18 protein-coding genes are annotated in these 20,840 nt (G+C 66.9%); 4 read left to right on the plus strand and 14 right to left on the minus strand.

The features are described from left to right. Entirely contained in the window at positions 1-393 is a 393-nt protein-coding gene (locus VK92_RS29570) for a VOC family protein (RefSeq protein WP_048024410.1), read from the plus strand. A gap of 159 nt (positions 394-552) precedes the next feature. Here VK92_RS29570 and VK92_RS29575 read toward each other — a convergent pair whose 3' ends face one another. Then, positions 553-2,037, minus strand: a complete 1,485-nt coding sequence (locus VK92_RS29575) for an NYN domain-containing protein (protein WP_048024408.1) — start codon at positions 2,035-2,037, stop codon at positions 553-555. A 239-nt stretch (positions 2,038-2,276) separates the two neighbouring features. Between VK92_RS29575 and VK92_RS29580 the strand changes: the two genes are divergently transcribed. Then, a complete protein-coding gene (locus VK92_RS29580; RefSeq protein ID WP_027787962.1) occupies positions 2,277-2,906 on the plus strand; it encodes an NAD(P)H-binding protein in 630 nt (209 codons plus the stop codon). Between the two features lie 100 nt (positions 2,907-3,006). Here VK92_RS29580 and VK92_RS29585 read toward each other — a convergent pair whose 3' ends face one another. Next, the gene (locus tag VK92_RS29585; RefSeq protein WP_021161764.1) at positions 3,007-3,558 is read right to left on the minus strand and encodes a peroxiredoxin; all 552 of its coding nucleotides are present in this window, start codon (positions 3,556-3,558) and stop codon (positions 3,007-3,009) included. Between the two features lie 279 nt (positions 3,559-3,837). Between VK92_RS29585 and cdpA the strand changes: the two genes are divergently transcribed. Next, a complete protein-coding gene (gene cdpA, locus VK92_RS29590) occupies positions 3,838-5,580 on the plus strand; it encodes a cyclic di-GMP phosphodiesterase CdpA (RefSeq protein ID WP_194290282.1) in 1,743 nt (580 codons plus the stop codon). A gap of 25 nt (positions 5,581-5,605) precedes the next feature. Beyond that, positions 5,606-7,105 carry an HDOD domain-containing protein gene (locus VK92_RS29595; protein ID WP_048024406.1) on the plus strand — a complete coding sequence of 500 codons (1,500 nt, stop codon included), beginning with the start codon at positions 5,606-5,608 and terminating at the stop codon, positions 7,103-7,105. Positions 7,106-7,205: 100 nt separating this feature from the next. Here the strand turns inward: VK92_RS29595 and VK92_RS29600 are convergent, their stop codons facing one another. The 12 genes from VK92_RS29600 to VK92_RS29655 all read right to left on the minus strand — a co-directional run bounded on the left by VK92_RS29600 (position 7,206) and on the right by VK92_RS29655 (position 20,759). Next, a complete protein-coding gene (locus tag VK92_RS29600) occupies positions 7,206-8,000 on the minus strand; it encodes an ABC transporter substrate-binding protein (RefSeq protein ID WP_048024404.1) in 795 nt (264 codons plus the stop codon). 365 nt (positions 8,001-8,365) lie between these two features. Further along, on the minus strand, positions 8,366-9,409 hold the full coding sequence (astE, locus tag VK92_RS29605) for a succinylglutamate desuccinylase (protein WP_048024403.1): 1,044 nt from the start codon (positions 9,407-9,409) through the stop codon (positions 8,366-8,368). Positions 9,410-9,416: 7 nt separating this feature from the next. Then, the gene (astB, locus tag VK92_RS29610) at positions 9,417-10,757 is read right to left on the minus strand and encodes an N-succinylarginine dihydrolase (RefSeq protein WP_021163198.1); all 1,341 of its coding nucleotides are present in this window, start codon (positions 10,755-10,757) and stop codon (positions 9,417-9,419) included. Positions 10,758-10,771: 14 nt separating this feature from the next. Continuing rightward, on the minus strand, positions 10,772-12,235 hold the full coding sequence (gene astD / locus VK92_RS29615) for a succinylglutamate-semialdehyde dehydrogenase (RefSeq protein WP_048024402.1): 1,464 nt from the start codon (positions 12,233-12,235) through the stop codon (positions 10,772-10,774). Between the two features lie 7 nt (positions 12,236-12,242). Continuing rightward, complete coding sequence (astA, locus tag VK92_RS29620) at positions 12,243-13,277, minus strand: arginine N-succinyltransferase (protein ID WP_048024400.1); 1,035 nt, start codon at positions 13,275-13,277, stop codon at positions 12,243-12,245. After that, a complete protein-coding gene (aruF, locus tag VK92_RS29625; protein ID WP_048024398.1) occupies positions 13,274-14,326 on the minus strand; it encodes an arginine/ornithine succinyltransferase subunit alpha in 1,053 nt (350 codons plus the stop codon). Before aruF ends, astA begins: the two co-directional genes overlap by 4 nt. A gap of 30 nt (positions 14,327-14,356) precedes the next feature. Next, positions 14,357-15,589 (minus strand): aspartate aminotransferase family protein, encoded by a 1,233-nt coding sequence (locus tag VK92_RS29630; RefSeq protein ID WP_048024396.1) that lies wholly within the window; start codon positions 15,587-15,589, stop codon positions 14,357-14,359. A 1,058-nt stretch (positions 15,590-16,647) separates the two neighbouring features. Continuing rightward, positions 16,648-17,688: a GlxA family transcriptional regulator gene (locus VK92_RS29635; protein WP_027787973.1), complete on the minus strand. Its 1,041-nt coding sequence runs from the start codon at positions 17,686-17,688 to the stop codon at positions 16,648-16,650. Between the two features lie 22 nt (positions 17,689-17,710). Beyond that, complete coding sequence (locus tag VK92_RS29640; RefSeq protein ID WP_021163192.1) at positions 17,711-18,511, minus strand: ABC transporter ATP-binding protein; 801 nt, start codon at positions 18,509-18,511, stop codon at positions 17,711-17,713. Between the two features lie 20 nt (positions 18,512-18,531). Further along, positions 18,532-19,245: an ABC transporter permease gene (locus VK92_RS29645; protein WP_048024394.1), complete on the minus strand. Its 714-nt coding sequence runs from the start codon at positions 19,243-19,245 to the stop codon at positions 18,532-18,534. Beyond that, on the minus strand, positions 19,242-19,931 hold the full coding sequence (locus tag VK92_RS29650) for an ABC transporter permease (protein WP_021163190.1): 690 nt from the start codon (positions 19,929-19,931) through the stop codon (positions 19,242-19,244). The genes VK92_RS29645 and VK92_RS29650 overlap by 4 nt, the downstream gene beginning before the upstream one ends. A 270-nt stretch (positions 19,932-20,201) precedes the next feature. Beyond that, positions 20,202-20,759, minus strand: coding sequence for a lipoprotein (locus VK92_RS29655; RefSeq protein ID WP_048024392.1), 558 nt, complete (start codon positions 20,757-20,759; stop codon positions 20,202-20,204). Positions 20,760-20,840: the final 81 nt, after the last annotated feature.

Genomic DNA, 20,840 nt, shown 5'->3' on the forward strand with positions numbered 1-20,840 from the left:
ATGAACGTCCAGCTCAACCATACGATCGTCTGGTGTCGCGACAAGCGTGCGTCGAGCCGCTTCCTAACCCAGCTTCTGGAACTGCCGCCGCCGACGCCGTTCGGCGCGATGCTGGTTGTGCCGCTCGACAACGGCGTGTCGCTCGATTTCTACGAACAGGCGGGGGACATCCGGTCGCAGCATTACGCGTTCCTGCTCGACGAAGCCGGCTTCGATCGTGTGCTGGCACGCATCCGCGAGCGCGGGCTGCCGTACTGGGCCGATCCCGCGAAACGGCAACCCGATGACATCTACCGCCACAACGGCGGCCGCGGCGTGTATTTCGACGATCCGGACGGCCACTTCCTCGAAGTGATGACGCAGCCTTATGCGCTGAACGGTCAGCTCGGCTGAAGGGCCGGCATTGCGCCGGCCGCTGTTGCACTGCGAGAAACCGGCCCGCGTGCCGACCTGCTTCGGACGACACCCGGCCGGCGGCCGTTACCGGGCCATTAACGGGCCATTACCCGGCTCGGCCGTTGTTCGGCCGTTACCTCGGCCACTACTCGACCATTACTCGGCCGCTGCCGCCGTCTTGCGCGGACGCCGCGCGCGCGGTGCCGCCTTGCGGGCCGGTTTCTTCGGCTTGGCTTCGGTGGGCGCCTCGACAGCCGCCTCGGCCGGCGCGGCAGCCACCTCGCCGCCGACGTCGCCGGCCGACGGCTCGGTGTGCGTCACCGCGGCGGGCCACATGTCGCCCTGCTCCGGGTCGCGATGCGTGTCGCCCGCATGCTTGCCGTGCGCGTGCTGGTCGCCGCCGTGCTTCGCCGCGCCATGCCCGGCGTCGTCCGGCCTCCCGGCCGACTCACGGCCTGCGCTCTTCGCGGCGGCGCCCTTCTTCGCGCCGGTCTTCTTCGCCGCGCTCTTGCGCGCACGCTTGCGGCCATCCTTCGCGTCGCCGTGCGCCTCGGCTGCTTCCACCGCTTCCACGGCTTGGGTCGTTTCAGCCGGCACGACTGCCGCGATTTCGGCGGCTCCGGCCGATTCGGCCATCGCCGCGTCGTCCGCGTCGACCTGCGCGGTTTCGTGCACGACGGCGTCCGCCCGCTGCTCGCGACGTCGCGGCTCGCGGCCGGCCCGCGCCGGCTCCGCCGCGCGCGCGCCGTGGTGACCGCCGTGGTGTGCGGCCCCGCCTTCGCCGGCGTGCGCCACCTGCTCCGCGGCCACCGACTGGCGTGCCCGCGACACGAACGCGCCCGACTTGTCGTCACGCCCCACTTCGAGCAGGCCGCGCGCCTGCGCCTCGTCGAGCAGGTTGCCGAACGCGCGGAATCCGTAGTACGACTCGTTGAAATCCGGCTTGCGACGCTTGATCGCGCTCTTCAGCACCGACGCCCAGATCTTGCCGACGTCGTCCCGCTCCGACGCGAGCGCGTCGAACGTCTCCACGGCCAGCGCGATCGCCTCGGCCTTGCGCGCGTCCAGGTCGTGCTTGCGCGACGCCGACGGCTCGTCCGGCCGCTTCGCGCCGCCGTTGCCCGCGCGCTGCTGCTGTTCGCGCTTCGCGAGCGTGCGCTGCTGCTCACGTACCAGATCGTCGTAGAAGATGAATTCGTCGCAGTTCGCGACCAGCAGATCCGACGTCGATTTCTTCACGCCGACGCCGATCACCTTCTTCGCGTTCTCGCGCAGCTTCGACACCAGCGGCGAAAAATCCGAATCGCCGCTGATGATCACGAACGTATCGACGTGCGACTTCGTGTAACAGAGGTCGAGCGCGTCCACGACAAGCCGGATGTCGGCCGAATTCTTGCCCGACTGGCGCACGTGCGGAATCTCGATCAGCTCGAAGCTCGCTTCGTGCATCGACGCCTTGAAGCCCTTGTAGCGATCCCAGTCGCAATAGGCCTTCTTCACGACGATGCTGCCCTTCAGCAGCAGGCGCTCCAGCACGGGCTTGATGTCGAACTTCTCGTACTTCGCGTCGCGCACGCCGAGCGCGACGTTCTCGAAGTCGCAGAACACGGCCATGCTGACGTTGTCCAGGGGTAATGCCATGTGTACTCCAACCGGTGGGCCGCTGCGTTGTATGACATAGCGGCGAAAAATGCATCGCGCACATGATAGCCGGTCGGCGCGTCATTCCCGCATCCGTGTGAACGAATGACCGCAGGAAGGCCCGCCGCCGGTACGCCCCTTAATACACACCCGCCGCACGGGCAAATCGACATTACACTTGAGTTATCGGTCGTCCGTCCCTATCTGGGAGGACGACGCATCGAGCAAGGAGCGGTTTCATGACGACGAAGGTACTGCTGATTGGCGCGACCGGCCGAACGGGCCAGGCCTGCGCGGATCTGCTGCTCAAGCAGCCGGAGTTCGAGGTCACGGCGCTCGTGCGCCGGCACGGCTATGCGCTGGCGGGCGCGCGGGTGGTCGAGGCCGATCTGACGAACGATTTCTCGCACGCATTCCAGGGCATCACGCACGTGATCTACGCAGCCGGATCGGCCGAATCGGAAGGCGCGGCCGAAGAGGAGCAGGTCGACCGCGACGCGGTCGCCCGTGCGGCCGAATACACGCTGGCCTACAACGCACAGAAGCTCGTGGTGATCAGCTCGCTGTCCGCGTACCGGCCCGAACTCGGCCCGGACGCGCTGCGCCACTATTCGCAGATGAAGCGCGAAGGCGACGATCGCGTGATCGCATCGGGCGTCGACTACGCGATCCTGCGCCCCGGTCCGCTCACGGACGATCCGGGCGTCGGCAAGATCGCGCTGACCGACGCGTGGTTCGACGGCGCCCCGCCCGTGTCGCGCCAGGATGTCGCCTGGGCCGCGATCGAGGCGATCAAGCTTGGCATCTCGCGCAAGATCGTCGGCTTCGTCGGCGGCAGCGTGCCGATCGAGCAGGCCTTGCGCGCCTAGCGCCCTCACGCGCGCCGCCGCGTCGATCCGTACCGGCGGCCCGCACGACGGGCCGCCTCGACGCTTGACGCACGCGGTGCCCCGGTTCCCCGGTGCCCGTTTACTGCTTCGGATGGGCGTCGGCCCACGCCTTCACGGCTGCAAGCGTGTTCTCGACGTGCTTGTCGGGCGACATGCTCGTGTATTCGTAGAGAATCTTCCCTTCCGGCGAAATCACGTAGGACACGCGGTTCGCGCGGTCGATCGCCGGCAGTTTCGCGTCATATTCCCGGATGATCTTCGCGTCCGGATCGGCCGCGACCGGGAACTTGCTCCGGCACTCGCTCACCGAGAACTTCGTCAGCGTGTCGATCTTGTCGGCCGATACGCCGATCACCGTCGCGCCGTAAGCCTTGTAACGGTCGACCGCGTCCGCGAACGCGTGCGCCTCGATCGTGCAGCCCTTCGTGAACGCGGCCGGGTAGAAATAGAGCACGACCGGCCCCTGCTTCAGCGCGTCCGCGAGCGCGTACGTGTAGGTCTTGCCGCCCAGCGACGCCTGCGTCGTGAAATCGGGCGCCGCGGCGCCCGGCTTCAGTTCCGCCTGCGCCATCAGTGCATGACCGGCCACCAGCGCCGCCACGGCGGCGCCCAGCAACAGTTTTCGCTTCATCTGCATCCTCATTTCTTATAAAGTCAGCCTCGATGTGGGTCACGCTGGCGTTCGCCTGTCGAACACTTGCGTGGCCGATTCGGAGCCGCGGCAGCGCCACCCGCGCCCGGCCCGTTAAAGATTCCGCACAGTCTGCCGTTATTCCTTCCGGACAACCGGTTCCAGCCCTTCACGTCAGCGAGAAACATGGAAGCCAACAGGAAACAGACGTCACGCAAGGGCTCCTGGCGCAGCGCCTTGCATACGCTGCGCCGCTTCGCCTGGTCGGGCGGCGCGCTGATGCCCGCGCGCGCCGGCGCCCCGCGCCGCGACGACTCCGTACGCAACTGGCTGGAACAGACGGTTGGCACGGTGGATTTCCTCGCCCATGTCGACCGCGAACTGCGTTTTCTTTACGTGTCGGACGCAAGCCTGCGCTTCATCGGCTACCACCGCGACTACCTGCACACGCTGACGCTGCGCGACCTGATCGCCGAACAGGATACCGCGGCGCTCGAAGGCCTGCTTGCGCGCGCCGCGCGTTCCGGCCAGGTCGAGAAGGCGACGATGTGCATCGTGAAATCGCTGACCTACCCGCTCGACGTCGAGATCCGCGCGTTCAAGAGCCGCCACCATGGCGTCGACGGGTTCGCGATCGCGGCGTTCGACGTGTCGTCGTGGCGCGCGCTCGAGGCGCGCCTGACCTACGAGATGCACCACGACCCGATGACGGGCCTCGACAACCTGTCCGCGCTCGTGCCCGCGCTGATGCGCGCGCAGCAGGCCGCCGACGAAGGCGGCACCTGCGCGGCACTGCTGCTGCTCGACCTCGACGATTACCAGCGGATCAACCGCGCGCTCGGCTACGACGCGGGCGACACGCTGCTGCGCGAAACCGCGCAGCGGCTGAAGGCGCTCGTCACGCAGAACGAACAGCTCGCGCGCGTCGCGAGCGACAAGTTCGCGGTCGTGCTCAGTGCGCCTGACCGCACGCAGGCGAGCAATGCCGCCGATGCACTCGCACGCCGGCTGCAGGCCGCGGTGCGCCAGCCCTATGTGTACCAGGGGCAGACCGTGCACCTGTCCGCGAGCATCGGCATCGCGCTCTACCCTGACGAGCGTGCCGCCCCGCATCGCGCGCAGCACCACAGCCCGCTGCTGCGCCGTGCCGACCACGCGCTCGCGCAGGCGAAGGCGTCGGGCGGCAACGCGCTCGCGTTCCACGCGCCCGTCGACGACCCGGCGGATGCCGAACGGCTGAAGCTCGAGGCCGACCTGTACGACGGCGTGCGCAACGGCGAGTTTTCGCTCCATTTCCAGCCGATCACGCGCAGCCAGTCGGGCGCGGTGGTCGGCGTCGAGGCGCTGATCCGCTGGCGCCATCCGGTGCACGGCCTCGTGCCGCCGGCGACCTTCATTCCGCTCGCCGAATCGATCGGCCTGATCAACTATCTCGGCAACTGGGTGCTCAAGGCCGCGTGCATGCAGCTCGTCGCGTGGGATCGCCAGGGGCTCGCACTGCAGTACGTGGCGGTCAACGTGTCGCCGCAGCAGTTCCGCGACCCGCGTTTCACGCAAAGCGTGCGCGAGGCGATCGCGCTGACGGGCATCGACCCGCGCCGCATCGTGCTCGAGATCACCGAAAGCCTGCTGATGCACGATCCCGCGCAGGCGAAGGGCCTGCTCGAGGAGCTGACCGATCTCGGCATCCGCTTCGCGATCGACGACTTCGGTACCGGTTATTCGAGCCTCGCGTATCTGCAGCGCTTCCCGCTCGCGAAGCTGAAGATCGATCGCAGTTTCGTCGAGAACCTGCTGACCTCGCGCAATGACCGCGCGATCGTGTCGGCCGTGGTCGGCCTCGCGCAGACGCTCGATCTCGAGCTCGTCGCGGAAGGCGTCGAGACCGAAGCGCAGCGCGAATTGCTGACGGAAATGGGCTGCAACCATATCCAGGGCTGGCTCGTCTGCCAGGCGCTGCCGTCCGAGGAGCTTGCGCGGCGCTTCGAGGCCCATCAGCTGCACCTGCACGCCGCCGCCTGACGCGCGGCGAACCGGACAGATCCGTATGTCAATCACCGAACACCTGCCCCGCACCGCGCTGCTCGACAAGCTGTGGGCCCGGATGAACGAACGGGGCGATTTCCCGTTGCTGTCGGAATCGCTGCGCGCGACGATGGCCGCGATGAAGAACGACGACCTCGACTTCACCGCGCTCGTGCGCGTCGTGCTGTCGGACTTCGCACTCACGCAGAAAGTGCTGCGGCTCGCGAATTCCGCGATGTACATGGCGTTCGGCGGCAACATCACGACCGTGACCCGCGCACTGATGGTGCTCGGCATGGATGCCGTCGGCCACCTGGTCGTCGGGCTCAAGCTCGTCGACCATTTCCACCACAGTACGCCGCGGCGCATCGACGCGAAGCTCGAACTGAACCGCGCACTGCTGTCCGGCTGCGTCGCACGCAAGCTTACCGAACGCGTCGAGCTGCGCGCGGGCGAGGAAGCCGTCGTCTGCACGCTGATGCGCCAGGTCGGCAAGCTGCTCGTGGTCTGCTATCTCGACAGCGAATGGGACCGGATCCGCCGCCGCGCGGCCGAACTGAACGGCGACGAAGCGGCCGCCTGCATCGACGTGCTCGGTGTCGGTTTCGACGAGATCGGGCTCGAGGCGGCCGCGCGCTGGCGGCTGCCCGACGTGATCCGCGCGGGGATGGCCGACCACGACCACCTGGTCCGCACCGACGCGTTCGGCCACGACGAGGACGACCTCGATGCGGGCGAGGTGTCCGACGACGGCCCGACCGAGCGCGTCCGCTGGCTGCGCGAGATCAGCCGCTGCTCGACCGACGTCGCGGGTGCGCTCGTGATGCCCGCGAGCCCGCAGCGCGACGCGCGCATCGCCGCGCTCGCGCAGCACTACGGCGCGGAACTCGGCATGGAACCCGACGCGCTCGTCGAGATCGCCGAGCGGCTCGCGCGCGAGGAAGCGAGCGACACCATGATGCGCGAGATCGTCGAGCTGCGCGCGAACGCCGATGCGATCGCGCGCGCGCAAGCCGAACCCGAGGCGTGCCTCGAAGCCGGCCTCGCGGACCTGCGCGCGCTGCCGTCCGAGCACGTGCTGACGCCGGTACTCGCGCTCGCGTCGGAAAGCCTGCTGGCCGGCCTCGCGTTCACGCGCACCGTGATGTTCGTGCGTCACGACGACGGCATGTTCGCCGCGCGCCTCGGCTTCGGCCCCGGCGTCGACACGATGCTCGACCGGCTGCGCTTCGACGAGCGCTTCGAGCCGGACGTGTTTCATCTCGCGATCTCGAACTCGGTCGGCATCTTCATCGAGCAGGCACGGGAGCCGAAGATGCTCAAGCGCCTGCCCGCGTGGTATCTCGACGCGTTCGACGACACGCGCGCGTTCGTGCTGCTGCCCGTGCGCGTCGGCACGACGACCGTCGCGCTGCTGTACGGCGACTGGGCCGGCGCGCAGCCCGCGCGCAAGATCACGCAGCAGGAGATGGGCGTGCTCAACGAGCTCGCGCGCGAACTGGGCCGGTTCTTTCCGGCGTGACGCGGCGGCCCCCCGCCGCTTTCCTCCCCTTCCCGCCTCCAAAAGCAAACCGGCCGCATGAGCGGCCGGTTTGCTTGCGTCGTGCGATCGAGCGCAACGCTTACTTGAGCGTCACGGGCACGCTGAAGTACTTCTTCGCGAGGTTGTCGATCGTGCCGTCGGCCTTCAGGTCCTTCAGCGCCTGATCGAGCGCGGTCTTCAGCGCCGCGTCGTTCTTGCGCAGGCCGAAACCGACGCCCGAGCCGAGGATCTCCGCGTCGCTCACGGTGCCGCCCGCGAACGCGAAGCCCTGGCCCTGCGGCTTCGCCAGGAAGCCCTTCGAACCGGCTTCCGCGTCCTGGAACGTCGCATCGAGACGGCCGGACTTCAGGTCGGCGTAGGCCAGGTCCTGCGTCTGGTACGGCACGACCTCGACACCTGCCGGCGCCCACTTCTTCTTCGCGTACGCTTCCTGGATCGTGCCCTGCAGCACGCCGACGCGCTTGCCTTTCAGCGATTGCGGGGTCGGCAGCAAGCCGCTGCCCTGCTTCGCGATCAGCTGGTTCGGAATCGTGTAGATCGGATCGGTGAACGCGATCGCATGCTTGCGCTGGTCGGTGATCGTCATGTCCGAGTTGATCGCGTCGAACTTGCGCGCCTGCAGCGCCGGGATCAGGCCGTCGAAGTCGTTCTCGACCCACACGCACTTCGTCTTCAGCTTCGCGCACACCGCGTTGCCGATGTCGATGTCGAAGCCGGTCAGCTTGCCGTCGGGCGTCTTGTATTCGAACGGTGCGTACGAGGCCTCGACGCCGAACCGGATCTCCTTCAGATCCGCGGCAACCGCACTGCCTGCCGCCACCGCCGATGCCGCCACCACCGCATGCGCGGCCACTTTACGCCAATCCAACTTCATCAGGTGCTCTCCTCGATACTCGAATGTTCCGGAACTACGGGCGCTTGCATCATTGCAGGGTCGGATGACCACGACAATCGCGATGCCACGCCGTGATGCGGCGCAACAGCCGCAAGGCCGCGATTGTACCAATCCGCGCGGCCCGATATGGCAAAGCGGGCGACGTCGCGCGATGCTGCGCTGCGCGCGCGGCGCCGGTCAGGCGATCCGCCGAACTTGCAAAACGGTGTCGCAAATACGCAAGCCGGGGGCGCGTGCCGTCAGCCCCGGCATGCGGGCGACGACGGGATACCGACGGGTTGCGGGTCAGGCACGGGCCGCGTGCCGTCGCAGCAGCGCAATCGGCAGCCGGTCGGGACATGCGCTCAAACGAGCGCCGCGATCGTCTCGCGCGTCGTGTCGACGACGAGCAGGCCCGCGCGCAGGCCCGGCTTCACGGTCGGGTTCGGAAAGACGATCCGTTCCTCGTCGTGCGTCACCGTGTAGCGGTAGTCGCCGTCCTGCGCGAGCACCGTGCCGCGTGCAAACGCGGTGAAGTTCGCGACGTCGGCCGCGACGAACAGCTCCAGCGCGTCGCTCTGCTTCGTGATCTGGTCGATCACCGTGAACACGCGCGGCAGCGGCGGATGATCGCCCTGCGCGACCGCATCTCCGCCCGCGCCCGACACGAGCTGGCGCACCGCGCGATCGGCCGATGCGAAGCGCGTCAGGTCGTTCTGGCCGAACGGACGCACCTTGCCGAGTTCCAGCGTGCACGCGAGCGCGCCGCAGTGCTCGGCCGTGAAATGCGAATACGTATTGCCCTTCGCGGTATGCAGCAGCACGGCCGCGATGCGCGCGTCGCCGAGCCATTCGAACATCGTGCGCGTCGGCGGCGTGCCCGTGTGCGGCAGCAGTGCGAACTGCTCGAACACCGACGCGCGGATCGCCGTGTGCATGTCGATGTGCCAGCGCGCGGCGCCGGCCGGCGCGTCCGCGAAGAACGCGGCGGCGGCCGCTTCCAGCTGCGCGGCGCGCGGTGCTTCGCGGCTGGCGGGCACCTGCGCATGACGGCCGCTGAACAGGCGGTTCAGGTCGTCGTCGAGATAACGCTCGCCGGCACGCATCGCCGGCACGTTGCCGAGCACGACGAGCAGCTGGCACGCGAGCGGCAGCGCGCCCGATGCGAGATCGCGCACGAGCATCGACAGCAGCTCGATCGGCGCCGTCTCGTCGCCGTGCACGCCGGCCGACACGAGCACGCTCGGGCGCGCCGCGCCGGCGGCCGCGGCCGGTTCGAGCGCGAACAGACCGTCGCCGCGCCATGACCAGCGCACGGCGCCGGCCGCGCAGGTGCCGTCCGTCACGGACGGCGCGCTACCGGCCAGCGTGAACGCAAGGAAGTCGTCGAGCAGCACGTTGGCCGGCATCCGTGCCTCAGCGCTGGAAGTCATACAGCGAACCGACGCGCAGGATCTGCGTGAGCTCGTCGAGCGCCGTGCGCGATTCGTCGAGCAGCGCCGGATCGGCGAGGTCTTCCGGTGCGAGGCGATCGCGATAGTGCCGGTCGATCCACGTGTCGAGCGACGTGAACAGCGTGTCGTTGATCCACACGTTCGACGTGACGGCCGCGCGTTCCGCGTCGTTGAGCACGACACGCAGGCGCAGGCATGCCGGGCCGCCGCCGTTCTTCATGCTTTCGCGCAGGTCGAACACGAGCACGTCGTGAATCGGGCCGTTGCCGGCCGCGAGTTCGTCGAGATAAGCCGCGACGTTCCCGTTCTCGCGGCATTCCTGCGGCACGACGAGCACTTGCGAGCCGTCCGCGCGCGACAGCAGCTGGCTGTTGAACAGATACGACGTGACCGCGTCGTTCACGCTCACGGCCGCTTCGGGCACCTCGATCACGTTCAGGCGCGCGCCGCGTGCGTCGAGCGCGGCGGTCAGCGTGTCGTAGATCGCCTGCTTGTTGACGAACGCGCGCTCGTGCGTGAACAGCGTGTCGCGGTTGCCGACCGAGATCACGTCGTTGTGGAACACGCCCGCGTCGATCACGTCCGGGTCCTGCTGCGCATACACCGTCGCTTCTTCGGCGAGCCCGTGGCGATGCGCGACCGCGCGGCTCGCCTCGAAGGTCTGGCGTGCCGGGAAGCGCTTCGGCTCGGGGCCGCGGCGATATTCCGCGCGGCCGTACACGAAGAACTCGATGCCCGGCTTGCCGTATTCGGCACAGAAGCGCGTGTGGTTCGCCGCGCCTTCGTCGCCGAGTGCCGGCGTGCCGGTCAGCGCTTCGTGCACCGCGAAGTGCGCGGGATCGGCGAACAGCGTCGACAGCGTGCGGCGCGTCGCTTCGTGTTCGATCGCGCGGTGCAGCTTGCTGCAGAGGTTCGCCGGCGTGAAGTGCACGCGGCCGTCGCTCGTGTCGGCCGACGGGCTGACGGTGGCCGCGTTCGCGGTCCACATCGCCGATGCCGAGCTCGCGGCGGCGAGCAGTTCGGGCGCCTGCTTCGCGGCTTTCGCGATCACGTCCGCGTCCTTGCCCGAGAAGCCGAGCTCGCGCAACAGGCGCAGCGACGGCCGCTCCTGCGGCGGCAGCACGCCTTGCGCGAAGCCGAGATCCGCGAGCTGCTTCATCTTGCGCAGCCCCTGCTTCGCGGCGGCCTTCGGGTTCGCGGCCGACTTCTCGTTGTTGAGCGACGCCACGTTGCCGAACGACAGGCCGGCGTAGTTGTGGGTCGGGCCGACGAGCCCGTCGAAATTGGCTTCTTGTGCGTTCATCGTCGTTCCCTCGATCAGAAGTGCAGGCCCGGCGACAGGCTCGCGGGCAAAGTCAGTTGCGTGCTTTCCACCGACGCCATCGGATACGCGCAATAGTCGGCCGCGTAGTACGCGCTCGGGCGATGGTTGCCCGAGCGGCCGGTGCCGCCGAACGGTGCGGCGGACGATGCGCCGTTGGTCGGACGGTTCCAGTTGACGATCCCCGCACGGATCGTGCGGCGGAAGTGGTCCCATGCGTTCGCGTCGTCGGCGAGCAGGCCGGCGGACAGGCCGAATGCCGTGTCGTTCGCGCGCTCGATCGCTTCGTCGAACGTCGCGTAGCGGACGATCTGCGCGAGCGGGCCGAAGTGTTCTTCGTCGGGCAGGTTCGCCACGCCCGTCACGTCGACGATCGCCGCGTTCACGAAGCCCAGGCGCGGATCGCGCTGCGTCATCGCGATGATCGGCTTCGCGCCCCGCTCGATCAGGCGCGATTGCGCGTCGACGAGCTTCGCGGCCGCGCGCGCCGAGATCACCGCGCCCATGAACGGCTGCGGATCGGCATCGAACACGTCGGCCGTGATCTTCGACGTCACGTCGGCGAAACGCGCGAGGAAGCGGTCGCCGAACGCGCCCTGCGGCACGAAGATGCGGCGCGCGCACGTGCAGCGCTGGCCGGCCGACAGGAACGCCGACTGGATCGTGTGATGGACGGCCGCGTCGATGTCCTCGACTTCGCCGATCACGAGCGGATTGTTGCCGCCCATCTCGAGCGCGAGCACGATTTCCGGACGGCCGCCGAACTGCCGGTGCAGCAGCGTGCCGGTGTCCGAGCTGCCGGTGAAGAACAGCCCGTCGATCTGCCGGTGATTCGCGAGCGCGATGCCCGTGTCCTTCTCGCCCTGCACGAGGTTCAGCACGCCGGCCGGCAGCCCGGCTTCCTGCCACACCTCGACCGTCGCGCGCGCGACGCCCGGCGCGAGCTCCGACGGCTTGAACACGACCGCATTGCCGGCGATCAGCGCGGGCACGATATGGCCGTTCGGCAAGTGGCCGGGGAAGTTGTACGGGCCGAACACCGCGACGACACCGTGCGGGCGGTGGCGCAGCACCGCGACGCCGTCGGCCATGTCCTGGCGCTTTTCGCCGGTGCGTTCCTGGTAGGCCTGGATCGAAATGCCGACCTTCGCGGCCATCGACGCGACTTCGGTGCGCGCTTCCCACAGCGGCTTGCCCGTCTCGCGGCCGATCGCGGTCGCGATCGCTTCCTTGCGTTCGTTGAGCAATGCGGCGAAGCGCTTGACGATCGCGCAGCGCGATTCGAAGTCGAGCGCCGACCAGCCGGCGAATGCGCGACGCGCGCTCGCGACCGCACGGTCGACGTCGGCCGCCGACGCGCTTTCGCCCTGCCATGCGATCTCGTCGGTGCCCGGGTTGCGCGAAGCGAACACGGGGCCCGAGCCTGCGACCCAGGCGCCGTCGATGAAGAGTTCCGTCATGATTCGTTTATCCCTGTTTGACTTTGAGCGGCAGCACGCGGACCGGATCGCCGGCCTTCACGTCGAGCGCGGCGGCATCGTCGGCCGACAGCACGAACGAGCCGTTCGCGACCACGCCCGGCGCGACGCCGACGCGGAAATCGGCGAGCGACGTGTTCGACACGAGTGACGTCGGCGGATGGTCGCCCTGCGCGTCGGGCACGCCGATCGCGACCGGCACGACGACGCTCTCGCGCACCGTGCGCAGGTCGTTCACGTGGCATTCGAGCACCGGGCCCGCGTCGAAGATGTCGACGTGGTTCTGGTAGCGCAGCCCTTCCGCCTCGAGCATCTTGCGGGCCGGCAGCGTATCGCGGTGCGTGAGGCCGACCGCGTCCTGCGCGTCCTGCGGCAGCAGGTCGACGTACACCGGATAGCGCGGCATCAGTTCCGCGAGGAACGACTTGCGGCCGTGCGAGCTCAGGTAGTCGGCCGCGTTGAAATCGATCTGGTAGAAGTGCGAACCGACGGCGCGCCAGAACGGCGACGTGCCGTCTTCGTCGAAGTGGCCACGCAGTTCCGCGCAGATGCGTTCCGGGAAGCGTTCGCGGAACTGCGCGATGAACATGAAGCGCGAGCGCGACAGCAGGCCGCCCACGCCGCCCGTGCGATAACGCGGGCTCAGGAACAGCGAGCACACTTCCGCGTAGCCGGTCAGGTCGTGCGAGATGTTCAGCGCGTGCATGCGCGTCCACACGCCGAGCTCCTGGCTCGCGTGCACGACCGTGCTCACGCGGTAGTTGTAGAACGGCTGTTCGAGGCCGACCTGCGACTCGATCCCGCATACGCCCGCGATGTCGCCCGTCTTCGATTCTTCCATCACGAAGAAGTAGCCGGCCTCGCCGGGCGCTGCCTCGCCCTCGAGCGTGCGGCGCGTGCGCTCGATGCGCGCGGCGAGCGCGTCGCGGTCGGGCTTGAACGTGGTCAGGCCCGGCCCGGTTTCCTTCGCGAGCGACACGAGCGCGTCGACGTCGCCCGTTTGTACGACCCGAACGACGATCATGCTGCGTCTCCCTTCAAATCTTCATCGTCGCGGCGGTGCAGTGGCACGCAGCGCACGACATCGCCATCCTTCACATCGAGCGCCGCGCGCACGTCGCCGGCGAGCGGCGCGTCGGCCGCATCGCCCGGCAGGTCGGCCAGCACGCAGCGGAACGATTCGCCGCTGCCCGTCGACACCATGTACGCAACGTCGCCCTGCTGGTGCGCGGCTTCGCGCACGACGCGCTCCGTGCCGTGCTTCACGCACGCGGTGCGGTCGACCTGCGCGGTGAGCACCGGGCCCGCGTCGAAGATGTCGACGAAGCGGTCGGGCTCGAAGCCTTCCTCGAGATGGATGTCGTAGGCGAGCAGTGCCGATTGGTTCGGCTCGCCGAGCACGCGCTGCGCGGCTTCCGGCAGCAGCGGCACGTAGAGCGGATACGCCGGCATCACTTCCGCGATGAAGGTGCGGCTGCGGCCGCCCGACGCGATGTCGACGTCGGTGAAGTTGCGGCCGAAGAACTTGCGGCCCACCGCTTCCCAGAACGGCGACGCGCCCGTGTCGTCGCTCACGCCGAGCAGCAGCGTGAACACTTCCAGCGTGAAGCGGCGGCGGTTCGCGGCGATGTACATCATCCGGGCGCGCGAGATCAGGTGCGCGGCCGCGTCGCCGCGCAGCGACGGATCGACGTAGAAGCCCGCGAGCCGGCTCTTGCCGGTCAGCTCGTGCGACATCGTGAGCGCGTGGATCTTGCGGTTCACGTGCAGCTCGCGCGACGCGTGGATCAGGGCGTCGTTGCGGAACGCGTAGAACGGTTCCGAGTAACCGGCCGCGGCCACGATGCTCGCCGTGCCGAGCAACTTGCCCGTCGACGAATCCTCGAGCACGAAGAGATAGAACTCCTCGCCGGCGAAGTCGACGTCCGCGCGAAACGAATCCTCCGAGAGCGCCACGCGCGCTTCGAGCGCCGCGCGGTCGTGCGGCAGCGAGTGCAGGACCGGTTGCGCGGTGCGCGCCATGTGCGCGAGCGCATCGAGATCCGTGAGTTTGCCGGGGCGAACAAATAGCATCGTCGTTCCTGTCTGCGATGGGTGCGCCGATCAGCGCGCGGTGGCTTCCTGGGCGGCGAGCACTTGTTCGACGGCCTTCTCGAAGCGCTTGACGCCTTCGTCGAGCAGGTCGAACGGGATCACCAACGACGGGACGAAGCGCAGCACGTTCGGGCCGGCGATCAGCATGATCAGGCCGTTTTCTGCTGCCGCGGTGACGAAGTCCTTCGCGCGGCCATCGAATGCGGCGGTGAGTTCCGCGCCGACGAGCAGGCCCTTGCCGCGCACGTCCTTGAAGATGCCGAAGCGTGCGTTGATGCGCTCGAGCGCGCCTTTCAGGCGCACGCTGCGTTCGCGCACGCCTTCGAGCAGTGCCGGGTCGCCGATCAGTTCGACGACCTTGTCGGCGATCGCCGATGCGAGCGGGTTGCCGCCGTACGTCGTGCCGTGCACGCCGACCTTGAAGTGCGCGGCCAGTTCGTTGGTCGTCAGCATCGCGCCGATCGGGAAGCCGTTGCCGAGCGCCTTGGCGGTCGTGAGGATGTCCGGCGTGACGCCCGTGTCCATGTACGCGTAGAACTGGCCCGTGCGGCCGACGCCCGTTTGCACTTCGTCGAAGATCAGCAGTGCGTCGTGCGCGTCACAGGCTTCGCGCAGTGCCTTCAGGAATGCCGGATCGGCCGGGATCACGCCGCCTTCGCCTTGCACGGGCTCGACGATCACTGCGCAGGTTTGCGGGCCGATCGCGGCTTTCGCGGCTTCGATGTCGTTGTACGGCAGGTGCGTGATGCCGGCCGGCACGGGGCCGAAGCCTTCCGAGTACTTCGGCTGGCCGCCGACGCTGACCGTGAAGAACGTGCGGCCGTGGAACGACTGCACGAACGAGATGATTTCCGCCTTGTCGGCGCCGTGGCGGTCGAACGCGACGCGGCGCGCGAGTTTCAGGGCGGCTTCGTTCGCTTCCGCGCCCGAGTTCGCGAAGAACGCGCGGTCGGCGAAGGTCAGCGATTCGAGGCGCTTTGCGAGGCGCAGCACCGGCTCGTTCGTGTAGCCGTTGCCGATGTGCCAGAGCTTGCGGCTTTGTTCGTCCAGGACTTTCAGCAGTTCCGGGTGGCCGTGGCCGAGCGACGTCACCGCGATGCCGCACGCGAAATCGATGTACTCGCGGCCGGCCGTGTCCCACACGCGGGAGCCCTCTGCGCGATCCGGCACGAACGGCGCGGGAGAAAATACCGGCACCATCACTTCGTCGAATGTCTGGCGGGTCACGGTCGAGGTCGTCATGGTCGTTCCTTTCGGTTTCGTAAGAGGGTTCAACAGGATCAAGTTTAGGTAAGGGTGACGCAAGCGTCTTGCGGAATTGCGACGGGTTCTATCGGAAGCGGATAGTGCGCTTTATTTTGCCCTCTCTCCGGGCGGGTGGTTTCGTGGAAGCGTCGCTGGTTTTGCGGCTTGGGGGCGTGTGCTTGCCTTTTTCGTCGTGAAGCACCTGTGATCGTGAAGCACCTGTGATCTTGTCGGTCTATTAGCGTCGCCCCTGCGCGGGGCAGCGGTCACTTTTCTTTGTCTTGCCAAAGAAAAGTAACCAAAAGAAAGGCGCCCGGAAAACGCATGACTTCCCGGTGCCATGGTCGTCAGAGTGGTTCGCACCTAAGTGTCCGCGCCAGTCAGGAGACCGGAGTGGTTCGAGCAATGGTTCTGACACCACTCCCTACCCAACAGAGCGGTATACCGCCCGCCAGCTCCGCCCTCGCTTCGCTCGGCCGACAGGTACACCCCCTCCAGCAGCGCATAAGGTCAATCCTCCCGGCAATCGCGCGCGCAAGTACCCCGAATTCAGCAAATCAAGGACACATGCGTTCGCAGGAAAAAGGGACGCAGCAATCAATCACGAAAACACACGGCCACGGTCGTTATCAAACAAGTACCGATGACAAGCAGTCCGACAGGTACGAATGGTGTGAGTAAAGAGTGTCGATTTGCTGATCAGCGCTGGCAAAAGCAGCAAGCGCATGAAACGCGACGGGAGGTACCTTGCAGCCGAGCGAAGCGAGGATGGAGCTGGCGGGCGGTATACCGCTCTGTTGGGTAGGGAGTGGTGTCAGAACCATTGCTCGAACCACTCCGGTCTCCTGACTGGCGCGGACACTTAGGTGCGAACCACTCTGACGACCACGGCACCGGGAAGTCATGCGTTTTCCGGGCGCCTTTCTTTTGGTTACTTTTCTTTGGCAAGACAAAGAAAAGTAACCGCCGCCCCGCGCAGGGGCGACGCTAATAGACCGACGAGATCACAGGTGCTTCACGACGAAAAAGGCAAGCACACCGCAAAAAACCTGAAATCAATCCTTCCCGCGCTCGACGAGCGCCCCACCCCGCGGTTCACTGCCCCCGCCGGTCTGCTTCTCGAGCCACGCTCGCCGATCCTCCCGAGGCGTGACCCCGAACCTTTCGCGATACGCGTTGGAAAAGTGCGCAGCGGAAGAAAACCCACAGGCGAGGCTAACCTGCACAACCGACTTGCTGGTCCGCTGCAACTGAGTCCGGGCCTTGAGCAACCGGAGGTTGAGGTAATACTTCGAGGGCATCGCCCCGAGATACTGTCGAAAGAGCCGCTCGAGCTGCCGGCGTGAAACGCCGACGAGTTCGGCGATCTCGTCGGTCGTCAACGGATCCTCGACATTGGCTTCCATGAGCAGCAACGCATCGTTCAACCGAGGATGCCGCTCGCCCGGCGCAGTCACAAAAGGAATCCGCTGCCGCTCTTCGCCGCTCCGCAAAGTCCCGACCCCGAGTGCGTCGGCAATCCGCTCGGCGAGGTCCGCCCCATGTTCCCGGCCAATCATGGCCAGCATGAAATCCACGGTAGCCTGCCCACCCGCGCACGTCGCGCGGTCCCGGTCGATCTCGAAGATCTGCTGCGTGACGATCGACCGCTCGAACTGTTCGGCGAACTGCTGATACGTCTCCCAGTTCACGCTCACCCGGTACCCGGAAAGCTGCCCGGCCATCGCCAGCCACCACACGCCATGATGAATTCCGGTCACGAGCGGCGTGCGCTGCCCGACCCGCGCGAGACTCGCGAGAAACAACCGATAGTCGGCAAACTGCTGAAACCGCTCCGACACGACGATGACCCAGTCGCATGCGATCGCATCGTTGAACGCCGCATCGGCATGCCACTGCGCACCGCCGGCAAGCGGCACGGGCCGCCCGTCCCACGAACACACCTGCCAGCGATACAGCAGCCGCCCGTCGATCTCGTTCGCGAGGTTCAGCGCATCGACGATCGGACCCACGCCCGACATCGACACGGGCGGCAATGCAACGATCGCCACCTGCATCGTGCGGGTGGCGCCTGCGGGACGAGACACCGGTACCACGTATGAAACCCGCCCTGTCGCGTTACTTGAGACTGCCCGACAGGAACTGCTTCAGCCGCTCGCTCTGCGGGCGTACCAGCACTTCCTTCGGATCGCCCTCTTCCTCGGTCCGCCCCTGATGCAGGAACATCACATGATTCGACACGTTGCGCGCGAAACCCATCTCGTGCGTGACGACGATCATCGTGCGGCCTTCCTCGGCGAGCTTCTGCATCACCTTCAGCACTTCGCCCACCAGTTCCGGGTCCAGCGCCGACGTCGGCTCGTCGAACAGCATCACGTCCGGATGCATCGCCAGCGCACGCGCAATCGCCACGCGCTGCTGCTGGCCACCGGAAAGATGCGACGGATACTGCTTCTCGACGCGCGGCGGCAAACCGACCTTCTCCAGGTACTCGCGCGCGCGCTCCTCGGCTTCCTTCTTCGAAATGCCGAGCACGTGCACCGGCGCTTCCATCACGTTCTCGAGCACGTTCATGTGCGCCCAGAGGTTGAAGTGCTGGAACACCATCGCGAGCTTCGTGCGGATGCGCTGAAGCTGCTTGTGATCGGCGACTTCGAGCGCACCGGCGCGGTCGGTCTTCGTGCGCACGGTCTCGCCGTCGACGACGATCTGCCCCGCATTCGGCCGCTCGAGAAAATTGATGCAGCGCAGGAACGTGCTCTTGCCCGAGCCGCTCGCGCCGATGATGCTGATGACGTCGCCGGCCTTCGCGTTCAGCGATACGCCCTTGAGCACCTCGTTGTCGCCGTAGCGCTTGTGAATGTCGACCGCGGCAAGCTTGGTGGAAGCGGACGCGCTCGTTTGAGTGATCTCGGCCAACTGGCTCTCCTCGAAGTGAATCAATGACGGGCGGCCGCGAGATACGCGAGCCAGTGGCGCTCCGCGCGGCGAAACGCCGCGACGAGTGCGAACGATACCGCAAGATAGATCAGCGCGGCGATTCCGAACGACTGGAACGCCATGTAGGTCGCGGAATTCGCATCGCGTGCGACCTTCAGGATGTCCGGCACGGTCGCCGTGAACGCGACGGTGGTCGCGTGCAGCATCAGGATCACCTCGTTGCTGTACAGCGGCAGCGCGCGGCGCAGCGCCGACGGCAGGATCACGCGGCGGTACATCGTGAACGGCGACATCCCGTATGCCCGCGCCGCCTCGACCTCGCCGTGCGGAATCGCGCGGATCGCACCCGCGAAGATCTCGGTCGTGTACGCGCAGGTGTTCAGCGCGAACGCGAGAATCGCGCAGTTGAAGCCGCTGCGGAAGAACGCGTCGAGCAGCGAATGCGAACGCACGAACTCGAGGCTGTACATGCCCGTGTACAGCAGCAGCAACTGCACGTAGAGCGGCGTGCCGCGGAACACGTACGTGTAGAACCGCACCGGCGTCGACACCCACCTGTTCTTCGACACGCGCGCGACCGCGAGCGGCACCGCGCACACGAAGCCGAGCGAAATCGACGCGACGAGCAGCCACAGCGTCACCGCGAGGCCGGAGAGGCGCTGGCCGTCCCAGTAAAGGAACGCCTGGCCGAATTCCTGGAGGATCTCGATCATAGTTCTGCGTGCCGCACGCCCATGGAATAACGCTTCTCGAGCTGGATCAGCACGAGGTTGGAAACGGTCGTGATCGCGAGATAGATCAGCGCCGCGACGAGGATGAAGAAGAACATGTTGAACGTGCTCTTGCCGGCGTCCTGCGCGGCCTTCACGACGTCCGCGAGACCGATGATCGACACTAGCGCGGTGGCCTTCACGAGCACCTGCCAGTTGTTGCCGATGCCCGGCAGCGCAAAACGCATCATCTGCGGAAACATGATCCGCACGAACACGCGCATCCCGCTCATCCCGTAAGCCGCACCGGCTTCGAGCTGGCCGCGCGGCACCGACAGGAACGCACCACGGAACGTCTCGGTGAAGTACGCGCCATAGATGAAGCCGAGCGTGAGCACGCCGGCCACGAACGGGTCGATGTCGATCTGGTCCCAGCCGACGAAGTCGGTGAACTGGTTCAGCCAGATCTGGATGCTGTAGAACAGCAGCAGCATCAGGACGAGATCGGGCACCGAGCGGATCAGCGTCGTATAACCGGTCGCGATCGCTCGCAGCACCCGGTTGTGCGACAGCTTCGCCACCGCGCCGATCAGCCCCAGCGCCACCGCAGTGGCGAGCGACAGCACCGACAGCTCGATGGTCTGCACGGTGCCGGCCCAGAGGACAGGACCAAAGCCGTAAAGGAACACGCGCGTCTCCAGAGTTGGAATGGATGCCGACGCGTCTGCCTGTCCCGCGCCGGGCTGACGCGGATAGTCGCAAGCGAAATTGATTGCCTCAAATCACCCGGCACGTGATTGCTGCGTCGCAACAATCCGCCCCATCATTTTCAACCGCGACCTACACCGCTGTTTCAAAAGGAAAAAAGCCGCTCCCTGACAACCGGATAACGGCCGGGGAAGCGGACTTTTTGCAATTTTCCGGTCGCTTTTTCGATATAGCGCCGAAGACGGTCGGGCTTACCGCCCCTTCAGGATGTCGGAGCGCGAAGTCGTGTAGACGAGCCCGTCCGGGCCGAAATGGACGTTGAAGAACGCGTCGGTGTTGACGCCGTCCTCGAGCCAGCGCCAGCTCCAGACCGTCTCGGGCTTGAGCGGATACTGCGCGATGTCGCCGGGCTTGCCGAGCAGGCGGCGCACCTCGTCCTCGTTCATCCCCGGGCGCACCTTCGCGAAATTCTCGGCGGTCAGCACCTGCGTCGCGCCCGTGTAGCGGCCATTCGCATCGAGGTCGACGAACCACGTCTGGTTGCCCATCGGGCCGCGCGGGTATTCGAGACGCTTCGAGCCGTCGGTGAAGTCGCGCTCGGTCTCGGGCTTGCCCATCGTGCCGCGCACGTCGGCCTCGGTCGATTCGCCGGCCTTCAGCCCCTTCAGCAGCAGCGGCGCGGGCTTGATCGCGTTGAAGAAGTCCCTGATACGTTGCACGTCGAGGTCGCCTTGCTTGTCGTCGCAGCCGGTCAGCGCCAGCGCGGCGGCCAGCATCGTCACGGGGAGCAGCCGGAAACGGAAATTCATCGGAAGAAATGCGCGTCGAGAAAACACGCGGCAAGGATACCCGCGCGACGCCAAAAGCGCGAGACGGGCGCGCGGCCCGTC

This window comes from Burkholderia sp. LK4 (assembly GCF_001043615.1).
Taxonomy (GTDB): Bacteria; Pseudomonadota; Gammaproteobacteria; order Burkholderiales; family Burkholderiaceae; genus Burkholderia; species Burkholderia cepacia.

Excerpts from the sequence above, each read along its gene's own strand:
- VK92_RS29570 (WP_048024410.1), top strand. The coding sequence starts at position 1 with ATGAACGTCCAGCTCAACCATACGATCGTCTGGTGTCGCGACAAGCGT.
- VK92_RS29575 (WP_048024408.1), bottom strand. The coding sequence starts at position 2,037 with ATGGCATTACCCCTGGACAACGTCAGCATGGCCGTGTTCTGCGACTTC.
- VK92_RS29580 (WP_027787962.1), top strand. The coding sequence starts at position 2,277 with ATGACGACGAAGGTACTGCTGATTGGCGCGACCGGCCGAACGGGCCAG.
- VK92_RS29585 (WP_021161764.1), bottom strand. The coding sequence starts at position 3,558 with ATGAAGCGAAAACTGTTGCTGGGCGCCGCCGTGGCGGCGCTGGTGGCC.
- cdpA (WP_194290282.1), top strand. The coding sequence starts at position 3,838 with ATGCCCGCGCGCGCCGGCGCCCCGCGCCGCGACGACTCCGTACGCAAC.
- VK92_RS29595 (WP_048024406.1), top strand. The coding sequence starts at position 5,606 with ATGTCAATCACCGAACACCTGCCCCGCACCGCGCTGCTCGACAAGCTG.
- VK92_RS29600 (WP_048024404.1), bottom strand. The coding sequence starts at position 8,000 with ATGAAGTTGGATTGGCGTAAAGTGGCCGCGCATGCGGTGGTGGCGGCA.
- astE (WP_048024403.1), bottom strand. The coding sequence starts at position 9,409 with ATGCCGGCCAACGTGCTGCTCGACGACTTCCTTGCGTTCACGCTGGCC.
- astB (WP_021163198.1), bottom strand. The coding sequence starts at position 10,757 with ATGAACGCACAAGAAGCCAATTTCGACGGGCTCGTCGGCCCGACCCAC.
- astD (WP_048024402.1), bottom strand. The coding sequence starts at position 12,235 with ATGACGGAACTCTTCATCGACGGCGCCTGGGTCGCAGGCTCGGGCCCC.
- astA (WP_048024400.1), bottom strand. The coding sequence starts at position 13,277 with ATGATCGTCGTTCGGGTCGTACAAACGGGCGACGTCGACGCGCTCGTG.
- aruF (WP_048024398.1), bottom strand. The coding sequence starts at position 14,326 with ATGCTATTTGTTCGCCCCGGCAAACTCACGGATCTCGATGCGCTCGCG.
- VK92_RS29630 (WP_048024396.1), bottom strand. The coding sequence starts at position 15,589 with ATGACGACCTCGACCGTGACCCGCCAGACATTCGACGAAGTGATGGTG.
- VK92_RS29645 (WP_048024394.1), bottom strand. The coding sequence starts at position 19,245 with ATGATCGAGATCCTCCAGGAATTCGGCCAGGCGTTCCTTTACTGGGAC.
- VK92_RS29655 (WP_048024392.1), bottom strand. The coding sequence starts at position 20,759 with ATGAATTTCCGTTTCCGGCTGCTCCCCGTGACGATGCTGGCCGCCGCG.